Here is a 17945-nt window from a genome sequence, read left to right on the forward strand (position 1 = left end):
CCCCGGTGTCATGTCAGAGGAACGTCATGCCCTCGCCGCGGTACGTCGGCACGGTCGCCGTCACCTCGCCGCCCTCGATCAGCCGCAGCGCGTCGAACCGTTCGCACAGCTCACCCGCCTTGGCGTGCCGGAACCACACCTTGTCGCCGATCAGCAGATCGTCGGCCGGCGGGCCCAGCAGCGGCGTCTGGACCTCTCCGGGCCCCTCCTGCGGGTCGTAGCGCAGCCCCTCGGGCCGCCAGGGCACCGGCAGCCGGTCGGCGCCGGCCGCGCCGGAGGCCGGGTACCCGCCGCCGAGCACCGTCACCACGCCCACGCCCGGCCGCCGTACGACGGGCAGGGCGAAGAGCGCCGCCGGACGCCCGGTGAACGACGTGTAGTTGTCGAACAGCCGCGGCACGTACAGCCCCGAACCCGCCGCCACCTCGGTGACCGCGTCCTCCTCGGCGGTGAACTGCACACTGCCCGTACCGCCGCCGTTGACGAACTCCAGCCCGGGGGCGACCTCCCGCACCGCCCGCACCACCGCCGCACGCCGCCCGGCCAGTTCCCGCCGTGCGGCGGCCTGCATCAGCCGCACGGCCCGGGAGCGCAGCGGCTGCCGGGCCACCGCGTCGCCGACGCCCGCGACATGACCCTCGTACGCCATGATCCCCACCAGTTCGAACCCGGGGCGCCGGACCACCGCGCGTGCCGTCTCGGCGACCTGGGCGGGGGAGTGCAGCGGGGAACGCAGCGCCCCCACCCGCACCCGGCCGCCGAGCAGCTTCAGTGAGGTGTCCAACTCCAGGCAGACCCGCACCACTTCACCGCCGCCCGCGCGTGCGGCGTCGATCAGGTCCAGCTGCGCCGGGTCGTCGATCATGACGGTGACGGCGGCGGCGGCTTTGGGATCGGCGGTCAACTCGGCATAGCCCGCGCGGTCGGCGGAGGGGTACGCGAGCAGGACGTCGTCGAAACCGGAGCGGGCCAGCCACAGGGACTCGGCGAGAGTGAACGACATGATCCCCGCGAAACCCTCCCGGGCGAGGACCCGTTCGAGCAGGGCACGGCAGCGCACGGACTTGCTCGCCACCCGGATCGGTTTCCCGCCGGCCCGGCGGAGCAGATCGTCCGCGTTGGCGTCGAAGGCGTCCAGATCGACGATCGCGAGCGGGGCGTCGAGATGGGCGGTGGCCTGGTCGTAACGGGCCCGGTCGGAGGCGCGCACAGTCATGAACGAAGCCTGCCAGACAGGATTACCGCAGGGTAGGGGGATGTTCCGGGCAGATGCCGCGGCCCTGCCGACTGGTTCCCGTTCGATCGGGATCACGCCGTAGAGTGACGCGCACGCCCGGCGAGAACCACGCCGGACGAAGGCTCGTGCCGGGATGACGCTCCACCCGTACGGGTATCTCTGCCCGGGACGGCCTCGTACCGGGTCCGGCGGCGGACACCGGCCCGCCGCGAGGAAACGGTCCGGACGCGACGAAACGGGGGGTGCATGAGCACGGAAGCGCAGCGCGCCTCCCACCCTCCGCGCCCCACGACGCCACCGCGTCCGCCCCACCCGCCGGGCAGGCCGGACGACACCCGGGGGCCGGACCGGCGGCAGCCGGAGACCGGTGCCGGAAAGACGCCCCCGGAAGCATCCGCCGGGGGGCAGGCGGACGGCACCGCGCCGGTCCAGCCCAAGGGCAGGACCTCGGGCGGAACGGGCGCGTTCGACATGCGCCGGCCGGCGGCGCCGCCGCCCGCCGCTTCCCCACCCGCCGCTTCCTCGTCCTCCGGTCCTTCGCGTTCCGACCTCCCGCCTCCCGGCTCCGCGCCGTCCCGGCCCCGGTTCCCGCGCTTCGACACCGGCGGACCGACGGCCGGTACGGCCGGCCCGGACGGCACGCCGCCGCCCCCGCCGCAGGCCTCCGCCCGCTTCCCGGACACGCCGCCGGCCGTCGTCCGGGGAACACCGTCTGCGGGCACCGCCCCGAGCGCCCCGAGCGGTTCGACCGCCGTGCCGCGGCAGCCCGCAGCCCCCCGCCCCGCCGTCCGGCACCGGGACACCCCCGCCGAAACCCCGTCGGAGACGACCACCCGCCTGCGCCCGATCACCGCCTCCGCACCCGCCGAACCGGCCCCCCGCACGGCCACCCCGCCTTGGTCGGCCATGCCGCCACCCCGCCCGGCACCGGACGGCGCCTGGAGCCCGGCCCCGTGGCCGGGCTCCCCCGACCCCGCGCTCTCCTGGAGCGGTCCCATGACACCCGGCGGCGCCCTCGGCCCCCGCCGGCCCGTCGTGCCGTTCGCGCCGACGGGGACCGAGGGACACGACGAGAGCGCCCGGTCACGGCTCCTCGGACAGCGGGGCCGGGCCCAGATCGTGGCCGCCGCGGTCTGCCTCGTCCTCGGGGTGGGACTGACGAGCGGCGCCGTCGCCGGGAGCTGGCTCGCCGGGGACTCCGGTGAGACGGGCCCCCGCAGCGGCTTCAGCGCCGCCGGAAGCCTGTGGCACAGCGTCCCGGTCGACCAGTTGTTCCCGCCCACCGTGCAGGGCAAAGGCGCCGGTCCCGGCGACGCCGACCGGCTCTGGACCCGGATAGCCGTGGCCCCGGACAGCGGCTGCAAGGACGCCTTCGACCCCCTGCTGCGCAAGCTGTTCGCCCCCCTCGGCTGCGAACGCCTGCTGCGCGCCACCTACACCGACGCCACCCAGAGCCATGTCACCACCGTGGGCCTGCTGTTCACCGAGGCCGACGCCGCCGGCACGGCCGCCCTCGCCGACCGTGTCGCCGAGGAACGCCTGGACCGCCGCACCGACCTGGTGCCCCTCCCGTACGCCGCGAAAGGCACCGCCGCCGCCGACTTCGGCGCCGCGCAGCGTGCCTCCTGGACGCTCTCCGTCCTCACCGACGCCCCCGTCGTCGTCTACGCCGTCTCCGGCTGGGCCGACGGCCGCACCGTCGAGACCCCGCAGCCCGCCGAGGACGCCATGGAGTCCGGTGCCACCAGCGCGCCGGCCCAGGCGGGCCTCGGCCACGAGGCACGGGGCCTCGCCGACCGCGTCGAACGCGGCCTGCGCAAGAACGTCGACACGACCACGGAGCAGCCGTCATGAGGACCGCGACCGCCAGGGCCGCGACCCTGAGCACCCTCCTCGCCGCCACCCTCGCCCTGCTCCCCGTGACCGCCGCGCACGCCGACGGCATCCGCGCCCGGCAGTGGGGCCTGGACGCCCTGCACACCCAGGAGGCCTGGCGCACCACCCGGGGCGACGGCGTCGTCGTCGCCGTCCTGGACACCGGGGTCGACGCCGACCACCCCGACCTCGCCCGCAACGTCCTCGAGGGCAAGGACCTGGTCGGCTTCGGCGCCGAAGCCGGCGACCGCGCCTGGGCCCGGCACGGCACCGCCATGGCGGGCATCATCGCCGGTCACGGACACGGCCCCGGGAACGCCGAGGGCGTCCTGGGCATCGCGCCCGGAGCGAAGATCCTCCCCGTCCGGGTGATCCTGGAGGACGGCGACCCGTCCCGCGCCGAGGCCCGCCGCACCCGCGGCAACGCCCTCGCCGAGGGCATCCGCTGGGCCGCCGACCACGGCGCCGACGTCATCAACCTCTCCCTCGGCGACGACTCGGCCTCCGCGCACCCCGAGTCCGGCGAGGACGAGGCCATCCAGTACGCCCTCGGCAAAGGCGTGGCCGTCGTCGCCTCCGCCGGGAACGGCGGGGAGAAGGGCGACCGCGTCTCCTACCCGGCCGCCTACCCCGGCGTCATCGCCGCCACCGCCGTCGACCGCTACGGCACCCGCGCCCCGTTCTCCACCCGGCGCTGGTACGCCACGGTCAGCGCCCCGGGCGTCGACGTGATCATCGCCGACCCCGACCGCAAGTACTACGAGGGCTGGGGCACCAGCGCCGCCGCGGCGTTCGTCTCCGGCGCCGTCGCCCTGGTCAGGGCGGCCCACCCGGACCTGACCCCGGCCCAGCTCAAGAGCCTCCTGAAGGACACCGCCCGCAACGCCCCCGCCGACGGCCGCGACGACTCCCGCGGCTTCGGCTTCGTCGACCCGGCCGCCGCCATCGAGGCCGCGGCCCGGTTGAAGCCCGAGGGCCTGAAGCCGGTGGCCCACGGCGACCGGCACTTCGGCCCCGGCCCCAAGACCGCCGAGTCCGACGGCGACACCGCCGACTGGGCCGCACCCCTGGCGGGCGGCGCGGGCGGCGTCCTGCTGGTCGCCGCGGTCGTCCTGTGGCGCGGCCGCCGCACGGGCCGCGAGGACGTCTAGGCGCGCGAGGACCGAACGGTGTCACCGGGCGTCAGCCGACGCGGCGCCCCCGCCCCCTCCGTGAACACCGACACCGCCGCCCACGCCGCCGCCTCCACCAGCGCGACGCCCCGAGCCATCGTCGCGTTGCCGTCGGACAGCACGGCCACCAGCAGGTCCCGGCCGTCGACCGTGACGCGTCCGACGCTGTTCACGGCCCACAGCCCGGTCGCGTCGCGCGGCACCCAGCCGTTCTTCACCGCCCACGCCGAGCCGTCCACCGGGGGCCCGTCCCCCGGGGCACCGTCCGCCACGACCGGCACCCCCCACGCCTGCTCCGGGACCACCCCCTCCATCAGCCCCCGCACGTACGCCCGCGAGGCCCCGGTCAGCTCCGAATCCGCCCCGGCCCCGAACACCTGCCGCAGCAGCAGAAGTCGATCGGCGACGGTGGTCCGGGTCAGCCCCCACCGGGGGCCGTCGCCGCCCGTGGTCCGGGTGAGGCCGAAGCGGGCGTTCGCCGCGTCGAGCCCGTCCGCCCGCCCGATCGAGCGCCACAGCGCCGACGCCGAGTCGTTGTCGCTGCGCTCGATCATCGCGGCGGCGTCCGCGCGCTCCTCCCCGGTGAGCTCCCGTCCCGCGTCCTGCGCCCCGAGCAGCAGCGCCGCCAGGATGTCGACCTTCACGATGCTCGCGGTGACGAACGTCCGGTCACCGTGGCAGACGCCGACCGCGGCCACCGGATCCAGGACCCCCACCGACACCTCGGCGCCGTCCTCCCCCGTGAGCACCGACCCCGCCGTCATGGCGGCCGCCAGCCGTGCCCCCAGCCCGCAGGACCTCACCGGCACCTCCCGCATCTTCTGCCCCCCCCCTTGCCTCTTCCGTTTCCCGACCGCCCCCGTCCGAGCCCGCCACCGACGGCCGATAGGCTCGAGGACCGTGGCGAACAAGAACATTCCCGACCCGGCCTACCGCGACGACGACGGCTCCGCCGACCCCCGGCTGAGCGCGGCGCTCGCCGCGTGGGCCGAGGACGGCAACGCCGTCACCCCGGTACTCGAAGCGCTCAAGGACACCCGGCTGCTGGTCCCCGTGGTGGCCGTGCTCGGCGAGGTCGAGGAGGACGAGCGGGGGCTGCGCCGCGAGAAGACCAGCGACATGGCCGTCCCCACCCTGAAGGCGGGCCACCGCACCGCGCTGCCCGCGTTCACCTCCACCGACTCGCTGGCCCGCTGGGACCCGCAGGCCCGCCCCGTCGCCGTACCGCTGCACCAGGCCCTGCAGGCCGCCGCGCACGAGAAGGCCGACACGGTCGTACTCGACCTGGCGGGGCCCGTGCCCTTCGAGCTGACCGGGCCGCTGCTGCTCGCGCTCGCCGAGGGACGCACGACGACCGATCCGCTGGCCGACCCCGCGGTCACCGAGGCCCTGCGTGCGGTCGTCGCCGCGGAGCCCGCCGTGCTGCGCGCCCACCTCGGGCCGGGGCAGGCCGACGGGACCCTCGCCCTGGTCCTCGACCCCGCCGCACCCGTGGCCGAGGCGGCCAGGTCCGTGGCACAGCGCCTCGCCGCCGACGAGACACTGAGGGCCCGCCTGGTGCGCGGCCTCGACCTGGCAGTCCTGCCGGCCGAGGCGACGCCGCCGGGCGAGCCCTTCTACGTACGCCCCTGACGGGGCCGGACCCCTCGGGCGCGGGCGCGGACCTCTTCAGACGTAGAGCGGGCCCGTGTACTTCTCGCCCGGGCCCTGCCCCGGCTCGTCCCGGACGAGCGAGGCCTCGCGGAACGCCAGCTGGAGCGACTTCAGGCCGTCGCGCAGCGGCGCCGCGTGGAAGGAGCTGATCTCGGTCGCGGACGCGTCCAGCAGACCGGCCAGCGCGTGCACCAGTTTGCGCGCCTCGTCCAGGTCCTTGTGCTCGTCGCCCTCCTCGGTCAGGCCGAGCTTCACCGCGGCGGCGCTCATCAGGTTGACGGCGACGGTCACGATCACCTCGACCGCCGGGACCTCGGCGATGTCCCGGGTCATGGCGTCGAAGCCGGGGCTGTCGGCGCTCTCGGGGCCGTCGGTGATCTCGGGGGTCTCGGGGGTGTCCGTGGGGGAGGTGTCACTCATGCCCCACACGATAGGGCCAGGTGCGTGTCCTCTTGACAGCAGGAGGCGCGGCGGAGAAGTACGGGACGGACGGTTAGCGCACCCCCGCGGAAGCTGCTAACCTTGTGTAACGACCGGTCGGACCCGTCTGCCCACGGCAAGCGAGCCCGGCCCACAAGTGGAGGCTTTCGAACTCCCACCTGATCGTCCCCGGGGATGACAGGTCACCGGTCAGGCGGTGCCGCTCAGCGGCGATCCGCCCGAAAGTGCGCCCCGCGGTGACTGCGGCGGTGTTCCGGTAGTTCGAGGAGCCCGCCTGTGATCGTCCGGGGCATTTTTGTTGCTTCGGCGCGGTTAGGTCTAACGAAAACAGACGTTACGCGGCTGTCCGCCAGACCGTCGCGTGGTGCTAATCGAGGAGGATCCATCAGCGCCGAGCCCCGCATCAACGACCGGATTCGCGTTCCCGAGGTGCGACTTGTCGGTCCCAGTGGCGAGCAGGTGGGCATCGTCCCGCTGGCCAAGGCACTGGAGCTTGCGCAGGAGTACGACCTGGACCTGGTCGAGGTCGCGGCGAACGCCCGTCCGCCCGTGTGCAAGCTCATGGACTACGGGAAGTTCAAGTACGAGTCGGCCATGAAGGCCCGTGAGGCGCGCAAGAACCAGGCGCACACGGTCATCAAGGAGATGAAGCTCCGGCCGAAGATCGACCCGCACGACTACGACACCAAGAAGGGTCACGTCGTCCGGTTCCTCAAGCAGGGCGACAAGGTCAAGATCACGATCATGTTCCGTGGTCGCGAGCAGTCCCGTCCCGAACTGGGCTACCGACTGCTGCAGCGGCTCGCGGAGGACGTCCAGGACCTCGGGTTCATCGAGTCGAACCCGAAGCAGGACGGCCGGAACATGATCATGGTTCTCGGTCCGCACAAGAAGAAGACCGAGGCGATGGCCGAGGCCCGCCAGGCGCAGGAAGCTCGCAAGGCCGACGCGAAGGCCCACCCCGGCCGCTCGCAGAACGCCGCGGAGAGCGACCACGACGACCACGACGCGGAGACCGAAGCTCCGGCCCAGGCCGCCGCCGAGGCGTGATCCCGGGGGTTCGCCCCCAGGACATAACCGAAACAAGTACGACGCTCCACCGTGCCCGGTTTTCGTGACCGGGCATCGGAGCGCCACCGACGAGGAGATAACGGCGCTATGCCGAAGAACAAGACGCACAGCGGTGCCCGCAAGCGCTTCAAGGTCACCGGCTCCGGCAAGGTGCTCCGCGAGCGCGCCGGCAAGCGCCACCTGCTCGAGCACAAGTCGTCCCGTGTGACGCGTCGCCTCACCGGCAACGCCGAGATGGCCCCGGGCGACGCCAAGAAGATCAAGAAGCTTCTCGGCAAGTGACGCCACGGCGCCCAGGCGCCGTAGGTACGTCAGGACCGGGACCCAATCGATTTCGGGCCGTGTGAGGAACAACCACGGCCCCGCTACAAGGAGTCAAACAAGTGGCACGCGTCAAGCGGGCAGTCAACGCCCACAAGAAGCGCCGGGCGATCCTCGAGCAGGCCTCCGGCTACCGCGGTCAGCGTTCGCGCCTGTACCGCAAGGCCAAGGAGCAGGTCACCCACTCGCTGGTCTACAACTACAACGACCGCAAGAAGCGCAAGGGTGACTTCCGCCAGCTGTGGATCCAGCGCATCAACGCCGCTGCCCGCGCGAACGGCATCACGTACAACCGCTTCATCCAGGGTCTGAAGGCCGCGAACATCGAGGTCGACCGCAAGATCCTGGCCGAGCTGGCCGTGAACGACGCCACCGCCTTCGCCGCGCTCGTCGAGGTCGCGCAGAAGGCGCTGCCGTCCGACGTGAACGCGCCCAAGGCCGCGTGACGCCGCGCCGGTTCTGATCCGGCGTGATCCAACGGACCCGTAGGCGCTGCCTGCGGGTCCGTCGTATGTGCGGAAGTTGCGAGCGAAAGTGAACCGAATGCCCCCCGCCACGCCCGAGTTGATCTCCTCCCGCTCGCCCCGCGTGTCCGCCGCGCGACGGCTGGCCAAGCGGAACTTCCGGGGCAAGGAGCGACTGTTCCTCGCCGAGGGGCCGCAGGCCGTACGAGAGGCAGCCGTCCACCGGGCCGCAACCGGCCGGGACGGAGCCCACCGGCCCGCCGGCGCCGCCACGCTCGTCGAGCTGTTCGCCACGCCGGAGGCCGCCGAGCGGTACGCCGACATCATCGGCGCCGCGCGGGACGCCGGCGCCCGCGTCCACCTCGCCGCCGAACAGGTCATCGCCGACATCTCCACCACGGTCACCCCGCAGGGCCTCGTCGGGGTGTGCCACTTCCTGGACACCCCCTTCGAGGAGATCCTCGCCGCCCGGCCCCGGCTCGTCGCCGTCCTCGCGCACGTACGCGACCCCGGCAACGCGGGCACCGTACTGCGGTGCGCCGACGCGGCCGGCGCCGAGGCCGTCGTCCTGACCGACGCCTCCGTCGACCTGTACAACCCCAAGGCCGTACGCGCCTCCGTCGGGTCGCTGTTCCACCTGCCCGTCGCCGTGGGCGTCCCCGTGGAGCGGGCCGTGGCCGCCCTCAGGGACACCGGAGTGCGGGTGCTGGCGGCGGACGGCGCGGGCGACCGCGACCTCGACGACGAACTCGACCGGCGCACCATGGGCGGGCCGACCGCCTGGGTCTTCGGCAACGAGGCGTGGGGCCTCCCCGAGGAGACCCGCGCGCTCACCGACGCCGTCGTCCGCGTCCCGATCCACGGAAAGGCCGAGAGTCTGAACCTCGCCACCGCCGCCGCCGTATGTCTCTACGCGTCGGCGCGTGCACAGCGCGCCGCCGGAGGGTGCCGCTCCGTCACCGAGAGCTAGTAGGGTGACCTGCCCGGGGACCCTCCCCAAGCTTTCGGCCGTGCCCCAGGCTCCCCGGCTCCGCCCGGGCTGGGGCACCCGCCGTGGGCGCGGGGCGCCCCGAGGGAGTTCTGAGAGGTGGGGTACGGGGATGACCGTCGGCACGAGCAGCGCACCGGGAGCACCGGAAGCGGCGCACCCGCCCGCGCCCCGGTCCGCCGGCCCCGCCGAGCTCGGCATCGATCCCGACCAGCTGCCCGACGGACTCGTCGTCGCCGACGAGCACGGCAGGGTGATCTGCTTCAACACGGCGGCCGCCCGGATCACCGCCGTCCCCGCCGAGCAGGCCCTCGGACAACTCCTCGACGCGGCCCTGCCGTTGGAGGACCTGGAGGGCCGGCGCTGGTGGCAGCTCACCGACCCCTACGGCGGCCTCGCCATCCGGGTGAGCCAGCCCGAGCGCAATCTGCTGCTGCCCGGCGGCCGGGAAGTCCTCGTCTCGGCACGCTACGTCCGCACCCGCCCCACCGGCCCGGTCCACCGGGTCGTGGTCTCCCTGCGCGACACCGAGGCCCGGCGCCGCACCGAACGCAGCCACGCCGAACTGATCGCCATCGTCGCCCACGAACTGCGCTCCCCGCTCACCTCCGTCAAGGGGTTCACCGCCACCCTGCTCGCGAAGTGGGAGCGCTTCACCGACGAGCAGAAACAGCTGATGCTGGAGACCGTCGACGCCGACGCCGACCGCGTCACCCGGCTCATCGCCGAACTCCTCGACATCTCCCGCATCGACTCCGGACGCCTCGAGGTGCGCCGCCAGCCCGTCGACATCGGCACGGCCGTCGGACGGCACATCCAGGCGTACGTCGCCGCCGGACAGCCCGCCGACCGGTTCCTGCTGCGGATCCAGCACCCCCTGCCCGCCCTGTGGGCCGACCCCGACAAGGTCGACCAGGTGCTCAGCAACCTGCTGGAAAATGCCGTGCGCCACGGCGAGGGAACCGTCACCATCGACATCACGCCCTCGGCGTCCCCCCGAGACCGGGAGAACGGCGAGCACGCGGCCACGTCGGTCACCGTGAGCGACGAGGGTCCCGGCATCCCGGAGGAGTCCATGAACCGCGTCTTCACCCGCTTCTGGCGGGGCAGCAAGCGCGGCGGCACCGGCCTCGGGCTGTACATCGTCAAGGGCATCGTCGAGGCCCACGGCGGCACCATCACCGTCGGCCGCGCCCGCGGCGGCGGCGCGGAGCTGCGATTTACGTTGCCCGTGGCGGCCCCGGCGTATCTCACCTAGAGCGCACCCAGGGCCCCACGGGCGCGTTCGCCCTTCCTCACCCCGTTAGACTCGGCCTCTGGCCACCAATGTGTCCCGCAGACGAAAGACGCTTCGTCCACGAGCCGGTGACGGGGACCATCAGCCTTGGGGCACCTCCCAGCGGTAGCTGGGGGACAAACGGAAGTACGGGAAGAGATGTCGGCACCCAATAAGTCGTACGACCCAGTCGAGGTCGAGGCGTTGAAACCGGAAGAGATCGAGCGCATGCGGGACGAGGCGCTCGCCGCCTTCGCCGCCGCGGACTCCCTCGACGCGCTCCACGAGGCCAAGGTCGCCCACACCGGCGCCACCTCCCCGCTGGCTCTCGCCAACCGCGAGATCGGCGCCCTGCCCCCGCACGCCAAGGCCGACGCGGGCAAGCGCGTGGGCCAGGCGCGCGGTGCCGTGAACAAGGCCCTCGCCGGCCGCCAGGCCGAGCTCGAGGCCGAGCGCGACGCACGCGTGCTGGTCGAGGAGGCGGTGGACGTCACGCTGCCGTACGACCGCGTACCGGCCGGCGCCCGGCACCCGCTGACCACGCTCTCCGAGCGCATCGAGGACATCTTCGTCGCCATGGGCTACGAGGTCGCCGAGGGCCCGCAGGTCGAGGCCGAGTGGTTCAACTTCGACGCCCTGAACATCGGACCGGACCACCCGGCCCGCGGCGAGCACGACACCTTCTTCGTGCAGGGCCCGAAGGGCGGCACCGAGTCCGGCGTCGTGCTGCGCACCCACACCTCGCCCGTGCAGGCCCGCACCCTGCTCGACCGCGAGCTGCCGGTCTACGTGATCTGCCCCGGCCGCGTCTACCGCACCGACGAGCTGGACGCGACCCACACCCCCGTCTTCCACCAGGTGGAGCTCCTCGCCGTCGACGAGGGTCTGACCATGGCGGACCTCAAGGGCACCCTGGACCACATGGTGCAGTCGCTGTTCGGCGAGAGCATGAAGACCAGGCTGCGGCCGAACTTCTTCCCGTTCACCGAGCCGAGCGCCGAGATGGACATGCTCTGCTACGTCTGCAGGGGCGAGTCCGTCGGCAACCCCGACCGCCCCTGCCGCACCTGCTCCTCCGAGGGCTGGATCGAACTCGGCGGCTGCGGCATGGTCAACCCGCGGGTGCTCACCGCCTGCGGCGTCGACCCCGAGAGGTACAGCGGATTCGCCTTCGGGTTCGGCATCGAGCGGATGCTGATGTTCCGCCACAACGTCGAGGACATGCGAGACATGGTCGAGGGTGACGTCCGGTTCACCCGGCCGTTCGGGATGGAGATCTGATGCGGGTCCCGCTTTCTTGGCTGCGGGAGTACGTCGACCTGCCGGCAACGGAGACCGGTCGCGACGTCCAGGCCAAACTCATTTCGGCCGGCCTCGAGGTCGAGACGGTCGAACACCTCGGAGCCGACCTCAAGGGCCCCCTGGTCGTCGGCCAGGTACTGACCATCGAGGAGCTGGAGGGCTTCAAGAAGCCGATCCGCTTCTGCACCGTCGACGTAGGCCGGGCCAACGGCACCGGTGAGCCCCAGGAGATCGTCTGCGGCGCCCGCAACTTCGCGGTCGGCGACAAGGTCGTCGTGGTCCTCCCCGGCGCCACCCTGCCCGGTGGCTTCGCGATCGCCGCCCGCAAGACCTACGGCAAGGTCTCGCACGGCATGATCTGCTCCAGCGACGAGCTGGGCATGGGCGACGACGGCAGCAAGGGCATCATCGTGCTGCCGCCGGAGACCGAGGTCGGCAAGGACGCGATCGAGCTGCTGGAGCTGGTCGACGAGGTCCTCGACATCGCCGTCACCCCGGACCGCGGCTACTGCCTGTCGATGCGCGGCGTGGCCCGCGAGACCGCCACCGCCTACGGCCTGCCGCTGCGCGACCCGGCACTGCTCGACGTGCCCGGACCGAACGCCTTCGGCTACCCGGTGAAGGTCTCCGACCCGGTCGGCTGCGACCGCTTCACCGCCCGCACGGTGACCGGCCTGAGCCCCGACGCGCGTTCCCCGATCTGGCTCCGGCGCCGGCTGCAGAAGGCCGGCATGCGCCCGGTCTCCCTCGCCGTGGACGTCACCAACTACGTGATGCTGGAGCTCGGCCAGCCGCTGCACGCCTACGACCGCTCCCTGGTCCAGGGCGCCGTCGGCGTCCGCCGGGCCGAGCCGGGCGAGAAGCTCACCACCCTCGACGGCGTACAGCGCACCCTCGACGCCGAGGACCTGGTGATCACCGACGAGCGCGGCCCGATCGGGCTCGCCGGCGTCATGGGCGGCGCCGACACGGAGATCGCAGATCACGACCTCGAGAACGCCACCACCGACGTGGTGATCGAGGCCGCGCACTTCGACGCGGTGTCGATCGCGCGCACGGCCCGCCGGCACAAGCTGTCCTCCGAGGCGTCCCGGCGCTTCGAGCGGGGAGTCGACCCGCAGGCCACCGCCGCCGCCGCGCAGCGCACGGTCGACCTGCTGGTGCTGCTCGCCGGCGGTACCGCCGAGGCCGGGGTCACCGAGGTCGTCGCCCCGAGCGCGCCGCACACCATCACCATCCCGGCCGACCACCCGGACAAGGTCGCGGGCGTCGCCTACGGCCGCGAGACCGTCGTGCGCCGCCTGCAGCAGGTCGGCTGCGACGTCTACGGCCAGGACGAGCTGATCGTCACCGTGCCGTCCTGGCGGCCCGACCTGACCGACCCGAACGACCTGGCCGAGGAGGTCGTCCGGCTCGAGGGCTACGAGAACCTGCCCGCCACGCTGCCCAGGCCGCCCGCCGGCCGCGGGCTGACCTCCCGGCAGCGGCTGCACCGCAGGATCGGCCGGGCCCTGGCGGGCGCCGGATACGTCGAGGCGCCGAACTACCCGTTCGTCAGCGAGCAGGTCTTCGACCAGCTCGGCCTGGACGCCGACGACCCGGCCCGCCGGGTGGTCAGGCTGACCAACCCGCTCAGCGACGAGGAGCCCGCGCTGCGGACCTCGCTGCTGCCCGGCCTGCTCGGCGCGCTGCGGCGCAACGACGGACGCGGCTCGCACGACCTGGCCCTCTTCGAGACCGGTCTGGTCTTCTTCCCGCGCGAGGAGCAGCGGACCGCCGTCCGGCTGCCGGTGGACCGGCGGCCCACCGGCGAGGAGCTCGCCGACCTCGACGCGGCGCTGCCGCACCAGCCGCGGCACGTGGCCGCGGTCCTCGCCGGTGCCCGCGAGCAGGCCGGCTGGTGGGGCGCGGGCCGCCCGGCCGACTGGGCCGACGCGATCGAGGCCGCCCGCGCCGTCGCCGCCGAGGCGGGCGCCGAACTCGTGGTGCGCAAGGGCCAGTACGGCCCGTGGCACCCGGGCCGCTGTGCCGAGCTGGCGGTCGTCGTCGACGGCACCGAGCGGGTGATCGGACACGCCGGAGAGCTGCACCCGGGCGTGCTGAAGACCCTGGGCCTGCCCGCGCGCAGCTGCGCGATGGAGCTCGACCTGGACGTCCTGGAGCAGGCCGGCGACGAGACCCCGCAGGCGCCGGGCATCTCCACCTTCCCGGTCGCCACGCAGGACGTCGCGCTGGTCGTCGACGCGTCCGTGCCGGCCTCGGACGTCGAGGCGGCACTGCGCGAGGGCGCCGGTGAACTGCTGGAGTCCATCCGCCTGTTCGACGTGTACGAGAACGCCGGGCAGCTGGGTGAGGGACGCAAGTCCCTGGCGTACGCGCTGCGGTTCCGCGCGCCCGACCGGACGCTGACGGTCGACGAGGCGTCCGCGGCCCGGGAGACGGCGGTCGCCCTCGCGGGCGAGCGCACCGGGGCGGTCCTTCGCGGCTAGCGGCTCCTCCCGGGGGCCGGTCCTTCGGGGCCGGCCCCCGGGCTCTCGCGGGGTGCCCGTGTCTCCGTGCGCCCCTGGGATCACATGGGCCTCTCACGCACCTGTTACCGCCAGTTACCTCACTCGTTCGGGTGACTTTTCGGGCGATACATCCGGATCGGATCCTGTGGTCGAAAGAATCAGACCGGCCTCTCCGAGGCCGGTCTGCGCTGTCTGGGCCACAAATGGGGGGCCATCGGCATGATCCGCTTCAAGGCTGGAGCACCCCGCACGGGGCGGCCCAGGACCACCTCATGGAATCCCGACCGCTGCCCGCTGCGCCGGGCGCTCGCCCGCGGACTGCCGCCCACCGCCCTGGGGACCATCGGCACCGGACTGGCGCTGCACGTCGGGCAGAGCCTGCTGCGGGAGCTGCGGCGGACCCGCACGATCGCCCGCACCGCGCAGCGGAGGCTGCTGCCGCCGCCGCGCGTCGACGGACTGACGGTCGCCGCCGTCCAGCTCTCCGCCGACCGGGACGCCCGGCTCGGCGGTGATCTGTACGAGGTGCTCGCCACCGAGCACGGCGTGCGCGCGGTCATCGGCGACGTCCGCGGACACGGGCCCGGCGCCGCCCCCACCGTCACCGCCGTCCTCGGAAGCTTCCGCGCGGCCGCGTACGACGAACCCGACCTGGCCGGAGTGCTGCGCCGACTGGAGCGGGCGATGGACCGGCACCTGCGGGAGCGGGCCCGAGCCGAGCGGCTTCCCACAGCCGTCGGCGCCGCCGACGGCCACCAGGTCGCCGAGGAGTTCGTCACCGTACTGCTCCTCGAGATCCTTCCGGACGGGCAGGTCCGGGCGCTCAACTGCGGCCACCCCTGGCCCCATCTGCTGAGCGGCACGCGGGCCGAACCGCTCGCCCGCGCCGATCCGCACCCGCCGCTGGGCCCGTTCCCGCTGCCCGCCGAGCTCCCCACCGTCCCCTGCGGACGACTGCTGCCCGGTGACATGCTCGTCCTGCACACGGACGGAGCCGAGGACGCACGGGACGCCGACGGCCGCTTCTTCCCGCTGCCGGAGGTGCTCGCCGCGGCCGCGCGCGAGGCGCCGCGCACACCACAGGCGGTCCTGCACACGGTCCTCACGGCACTGACCCGCCACACCGGCGGCTCACCCCAGGACGACATCGCCCTCATGGTCCTCAGGAACGAGCGCCCGTCCCCGCGCGCCCCCTCGATCGCTGCACGACCCCCGCGGCCGGTCACGACGGACCCGCGTGCGGCGAGCCCCCAGCAGTTCCCCGCATAGCCGTGCGTCCCCCGCGGCGTGCGCGGCCGGCCGGCGGGCCGCCCGCCCCGCCACGGAGTGTCGGGCAGGCGGCAGGGCGGACGGCGCGGACACGGGCCGCCGCACTGTACGAGGGGGAGCCGGCGGCCCGGCCGGCCTCTTTCGAGGTACCTCAGTCAACCGTCCGGGAACTCTCCGCGACAGCGCGCACACGCTACGGATTCGGGCACTCCGTTCACACCCCGTGTGAACACCCGGCCACTACCCTGTCGGCACCGATCCTCCGGGGGACTCCATGCAGCCCAACACCCTGCTCGACGCGGTCCTGGACGAGGCCGGCGTCTCGCACGCCGGCCTGGCCGCGCACGTCAACCAGGCCGGCCGGGCGCGCGGACTGTCACTCAGGTACGAACACACCGCCGTGGCCCGCTGGTTGAAGGGGCAGCGGCCCCGCGGCCAGGTGCCCGACCTGATCTGCGAGGTCCTGGCCCTCCGGCTGCACCGCCAGGTCACCCTCGACGACATCGGCCTCGGTGTCCCCGGCGGACCCTCCGCCCCGCACCCCGGTTCGCTCTCCGGCTTCGTCGAGCGGGCCACCGCACTGTGGCGCTCCGACCAGCAGCGGCGCCCGCACCTGCTGGGCGCGCCCGCGGTCACCGGCACCCCCGCCGTGATGCCCGTATGGGAGTGGGAGAACCCGCCCGAGGACGTGGACGTCTCCCGCGGCGGCCGGCACCGGGTCACGCCGGGCGACCTGGAGATGCTGCGCTCCGCCCGCTCCCACTACGAGCAGATGTACCGCAAGGCCGGCGGTGTCGCGACCCGCGCCCGCATCGTCGGCTTCCTCAACACCGAGGCCGCCCCGCTGCTGCGCGGCAGCTACACCGACTCCACCGGCCGTCAACTGCACCGGGCCACGGGCGGGCTGGTGGCGGTCGCGGGGATCTGCGCGTACGACTCCGACGCGCACGGACTCGCCCAGCGCTACTTCCACCAGGCGCTCCGGCTGGCAAAGGCCAGCGGGGACCGCGGACTCGGCGCGTACGTGATCGCGCTCCTGGTCAACCAGTCGCTGTTCATGCGGGAACACCGGCAGGCCGTCGCCTTCGCGGAGGCCGCGCTGCGCGCCGCGGGCAAGCACATCACCCCCGCCCTCGCCTCCGACCTGTACGCGATGCAGGCGAAGGCGTACGCACACCTCGGCGACGGCACGAGCGCGCTGTCCTGCATCCGCCGCGCCGAACGGGCCGCCGAGCGCATCCGGCGCGGCCACGAACCCGAGGAGACCGGCTACGTCCAACCCGGCCTGGTCAACGTGCAGGTGGCGGAGGCGCTGCTCAGTCTCGGCGAGCTGGCCGCGGCGGGCGAGCACGCGGCCGCCGCCGTCGACAACCCCGCGCACGACCGGGGACGGGTGCACCGGCTCGCCATGCTGAGCACCATCGAACTACGACAGGGCAACGCCGACAGAGCGGTCGCCGTCGCGGTGCAGATGGCCGAGCAGGCCCGTGGGATGGAGTCGCAGCGGCTGCGCGACAGACTGCGCGCCGTACGCGAGCGCCTGGTGCGCAACGGCTGCGCCGGCACCGGTGAGGCGGCCGAACTCATCGACGGCGCCCTGCGTGTACCGCTGTAGCCCGCCGCGCCTGCCCGGTGGCCCGTCCGCGCGCCCGGTGGCCCGGGCGGCCCGCCGCAGGTGGCCGCGGTGTGCGCCCGCGTCGCGCCGTCCACTGCGTCGCGGGCGGCCTCCCGTGCGCCTGCTGCCGGACCGCTGCTGCTGCGATATTGCCCCTTACTCAGCGGAAGGCGGCATGACCGTGCAGTGGACGAAGCAGAACGAACACATTGTGTACTCGAACCGCTGGTTCAGCGTCAATCTCGCAGATGTCGCACTACCGGACGGCCGGCATCTCGACCACTTCCTCATCCGGCTGCGGCCCGTCGCCGTGGCCACGGTGGTGAACGAGGCCAACGAGGTCCTCCTCCTGTGGCGCCACCGCTTCATCACCGACAGCTGGGGGTGGGAGCTCGCGGCCGGTGTGGTCGAGGACGGCGAGGACGTCGTCCGGGCGGCGGCCCGGGAACTGGAGGAGGAGACCGGCTGGCGTCCCGGCCCCCTGCACCACCTCATGAGCGTGGAACCGTCCAACGGGCTCACCGACGCCCGGCACCACATCTACTGGGCCGACGAGGGCGAGTACGTCGGACACCCGGTGGACGACTTCGAGTCGGACCGCCGGGAGTGGGTGCCGCTGAAGGTGGTGCCCGACCTGGTCGCCCGCGGCGAGGTCCCGGCCGCCAACATGGCGGCCGCGTTACTGCTGCTGCACCATCTCAGGCTCGGCCAGGACGGCAGGCCCTGACACCCGACGGCCCGGCGCCCTCTC

16 protein-coding genes are annotated in these 17945 nt (G+C 73.6%); 13 read left to right on the top strand and 3 right to left on the bottom strand.

Annotation, left to right across the window (positions count from 1 at the left end; all coding sequences use genetic code 11):
• Nucleotides 1–13 precede the first annotated feature (13 nt).
• Nucleotides 14–1216, bottom strand: coding sequence for an amino acid deaminase/aldolase (locus ACWEQO_RS28475; protein WP_452985736.1), 1203 nt, complete (start codon nucleotides 1214–1216; stop codon nucleotides 14–16).
• A gap of 267 nt (nucleotides 1217–1483) precedes the next feature.
• On the opposite strand from ACWEQO_RS28475, the gene ACWEQO_RS28480 reads away from it, so the two are divergent.
• Both ACWEQO_RS28480 and mycP read left to right on the top strand, forming a co-directional pair.
• On the top strand, nucleotides 1484–3091 hold the full coding sequence (locus ACWEQO_RS28480) for a hypothetical protein (protein WP_452985737.1): 1608 nt from the start codon (nucleotides 1484–1486) through the stop codon (nucleotides 3089–3091).
• Nucleotides 3088–4263: a type VII secretion-associated serine protease mycosin gene (mycP, locus tag ACWEQO_RS28485; RefSeq protein WP_361459311.1), complete on the top strand. Its 1176-nt coding sequence runs from the start codon at nucleotides 3088–3090 to the stop codon at nucleotides 4261–4263. Before ACWEQO_RS28480 ends, mycP begins: the two co-directional genes overlap by 4 nt.
• On the opposite strand, the gene ACWEQO_RS28490 is transcribed toward mycP, so the two are convergent.
• Nucleotides 4260–5102 carry a serine hydrolase gene (locus tag ACWEQO_RS28490; protein WP_361459313.1) on the bottom strand — a complete coding sequence of 281 codons (843 nt, stop codon included), beginning with the start codon at nucleotides 5100–5102 and terminating at the stop codon, nucleotides 4260–4262. The genes mycP and ACWEQO_RS28490 overlap by 4 nt on opposite strands.
• A gap of 82 nt (nucleotides 5103–5184) precedes the next feature.
• Between ACWEQO_RS28490 and ACWEQO_RS28495 the strand changes: the two genes are divergently transcribed.
• Nucleotides 5185–5916, top strand: a complete 732-nt coding sequence (locus ACWEQO_RS28495; protein ID WP_361459315.1) for an SseB family protein — start codon at nucleotides 5185–5187, stop codon at nucleotides 5914–5916.
• 36 nt (nucleotides 5917–5952) lie between these two features.
• On the opposite strand, the gene ACWEQO_RS28500 is transcribed toward ACWEQO_RS28495, so the two are convergent.
• Nucleotides 5953–6357, bottom strand: coding sequence for a DUF1844 domain-containing protein (locus tag ACWEQO_RS28500; protein WP_361459317.1), 405 nt, complete (start codon nucleotides 6355–6357; stop codon nucleotides 5953–5955).
• Nucleotides 6358–6762: 405 nt separating this feature from the next.
• On the opposite strand from ACWEQO_RS28500, the gene infC reads away from it, so the two are divergent.
• The 10 genes from infC (at nucleotide 6763) to ACWEQO_RS28550 (ending at nucleotide 17921) form a co-directional block, all read left to right on the top strand.
• On the top strand, nucleotides 6763–7428 hold the full coding sequence (infC, locus tag ACWEQO_RS28505) for a translation initiation factor IF-3 (protein ID WP_361459422.1): 666 nt from the start codon (nucleotides 6763–6765) through the stop codon (nucleotides 7426–7428).
• Between the two features lie 108 nt (nucleotides 7429–7536).
• On the top strand, nucleotides 7537–7731 hold the full coding sequence (gene rpmI, locus ACWEQO_RS28510) for a 50S ribosomal protein L35 (RefSeq protein ID WP_109380440.1): 195 nt from the start codon (nucleotides 7537–7539) through the stop codon (nucleotides 7729–7731).
• A gap of 101 nt (nucleotides 7732–7832) precedes the next feature.
• Entirely contained in the window at nucleotides 7833–8216 is a 384-nt protein-coding gene (gene rplT, locus ACWEQO_RS28515; protein WP_055470307.1) for a 50S ribosomal protein L20, read from the top strand.
• A 97-nt stretch (nucleotides 8217–8313) separates the two neighbouring features.
• Nucleotides 8314–9204, top strand: a complete 891-nt coding sequence (locus ACWEQO_RS28520; RefSeq protein ID WP_361459320.1) for a TrmH family RNA methyltransferase — start codon at nucleotides 8314–8316, stop codon at nucleotides 9202–9204.
• Nucleotides 9205–9334: 130 nt separating this feature from the next.
• Nucleotides 9335–10480, top strand: a complete 1146-nt coding sequence (locus ACWEQO_RS28525; protein ID WP_361459322.1) for a sensor histidine kinase — start codon at nucleotides 9335–9337, stop codon at nucleotides 10478–10480.
• 177 nt (nucleotides 10481–10657) lie between these two features.
• The gene (gene pheS, locus ACWEQO_RS28530) at nucleotides 10658–11779 is read left to right on the top strand and encodes a phenylalanine--tRNA ligase subunit alpha (RefSeq protein ID WP_452985738.1); all 1122 of its coding nucleotides are present in this window, start codon (nucleotides 10658–10660) and stop codon (nucleotides 11777–11779) included.
• A complete protein-coding gene (gene pheT / locus ACWEQO_RS28535) occupies nucleotides 11779–14289 on the top strand; it encodes a phenylalanine--tRNA ligase subunit beta (protein ID WP_361459326.1) in 2511 nt (836 codons plus the stop codon). Before pheS ends, pheT begins: the two co-directional genes overlap by 1 nt.
• Before the next feature lie 240 nt (nucleotides 14290–14529).
• Nucleotides 14530–15579, top strand: a complete 1050-nt coding sequence (locus tag ACWEQO_RS28540; RefSeq protein ID WP_361459328.1) for a PP2C family protein-serine/threonine phosphatase — start codon at nucleotides 14530–14532, stop codon at nucleotides 15577–15579.
• A gap of 274 nt (nucleotides 15580–15853) precedes the next feature.
• The gene (locus ACWEQO_RS28545; RefSeq protein ID WP_361459330.1) at nucleotides 15854–17194 is read left to right on the top strand and encodes a transcriptional regulator; all 1341 of its coding nucleotides are present in this window, start codon (nucleotides 15854–15856) and stop codon (nucleotides 17192–17194) included.
• 181 nt (nucleotides 17195–17375) lie between these two features.
• Nucleotides 17376–17921, top strand: a complete 546-nt coding sequence (locus tag ACWEQO_RS28550; protein WP_361459424.1) for an NUDIX hydrolase — start codon at nucleotides 17376–17378, stop codon at nucleotides 17919–17921.
• Nucleotides 17922–17945 lie beyond the last annotated feature (24 nt).

It is taken from the genome of Streptomyces sp. NPDC004051 (assembly GCF_053604275.1).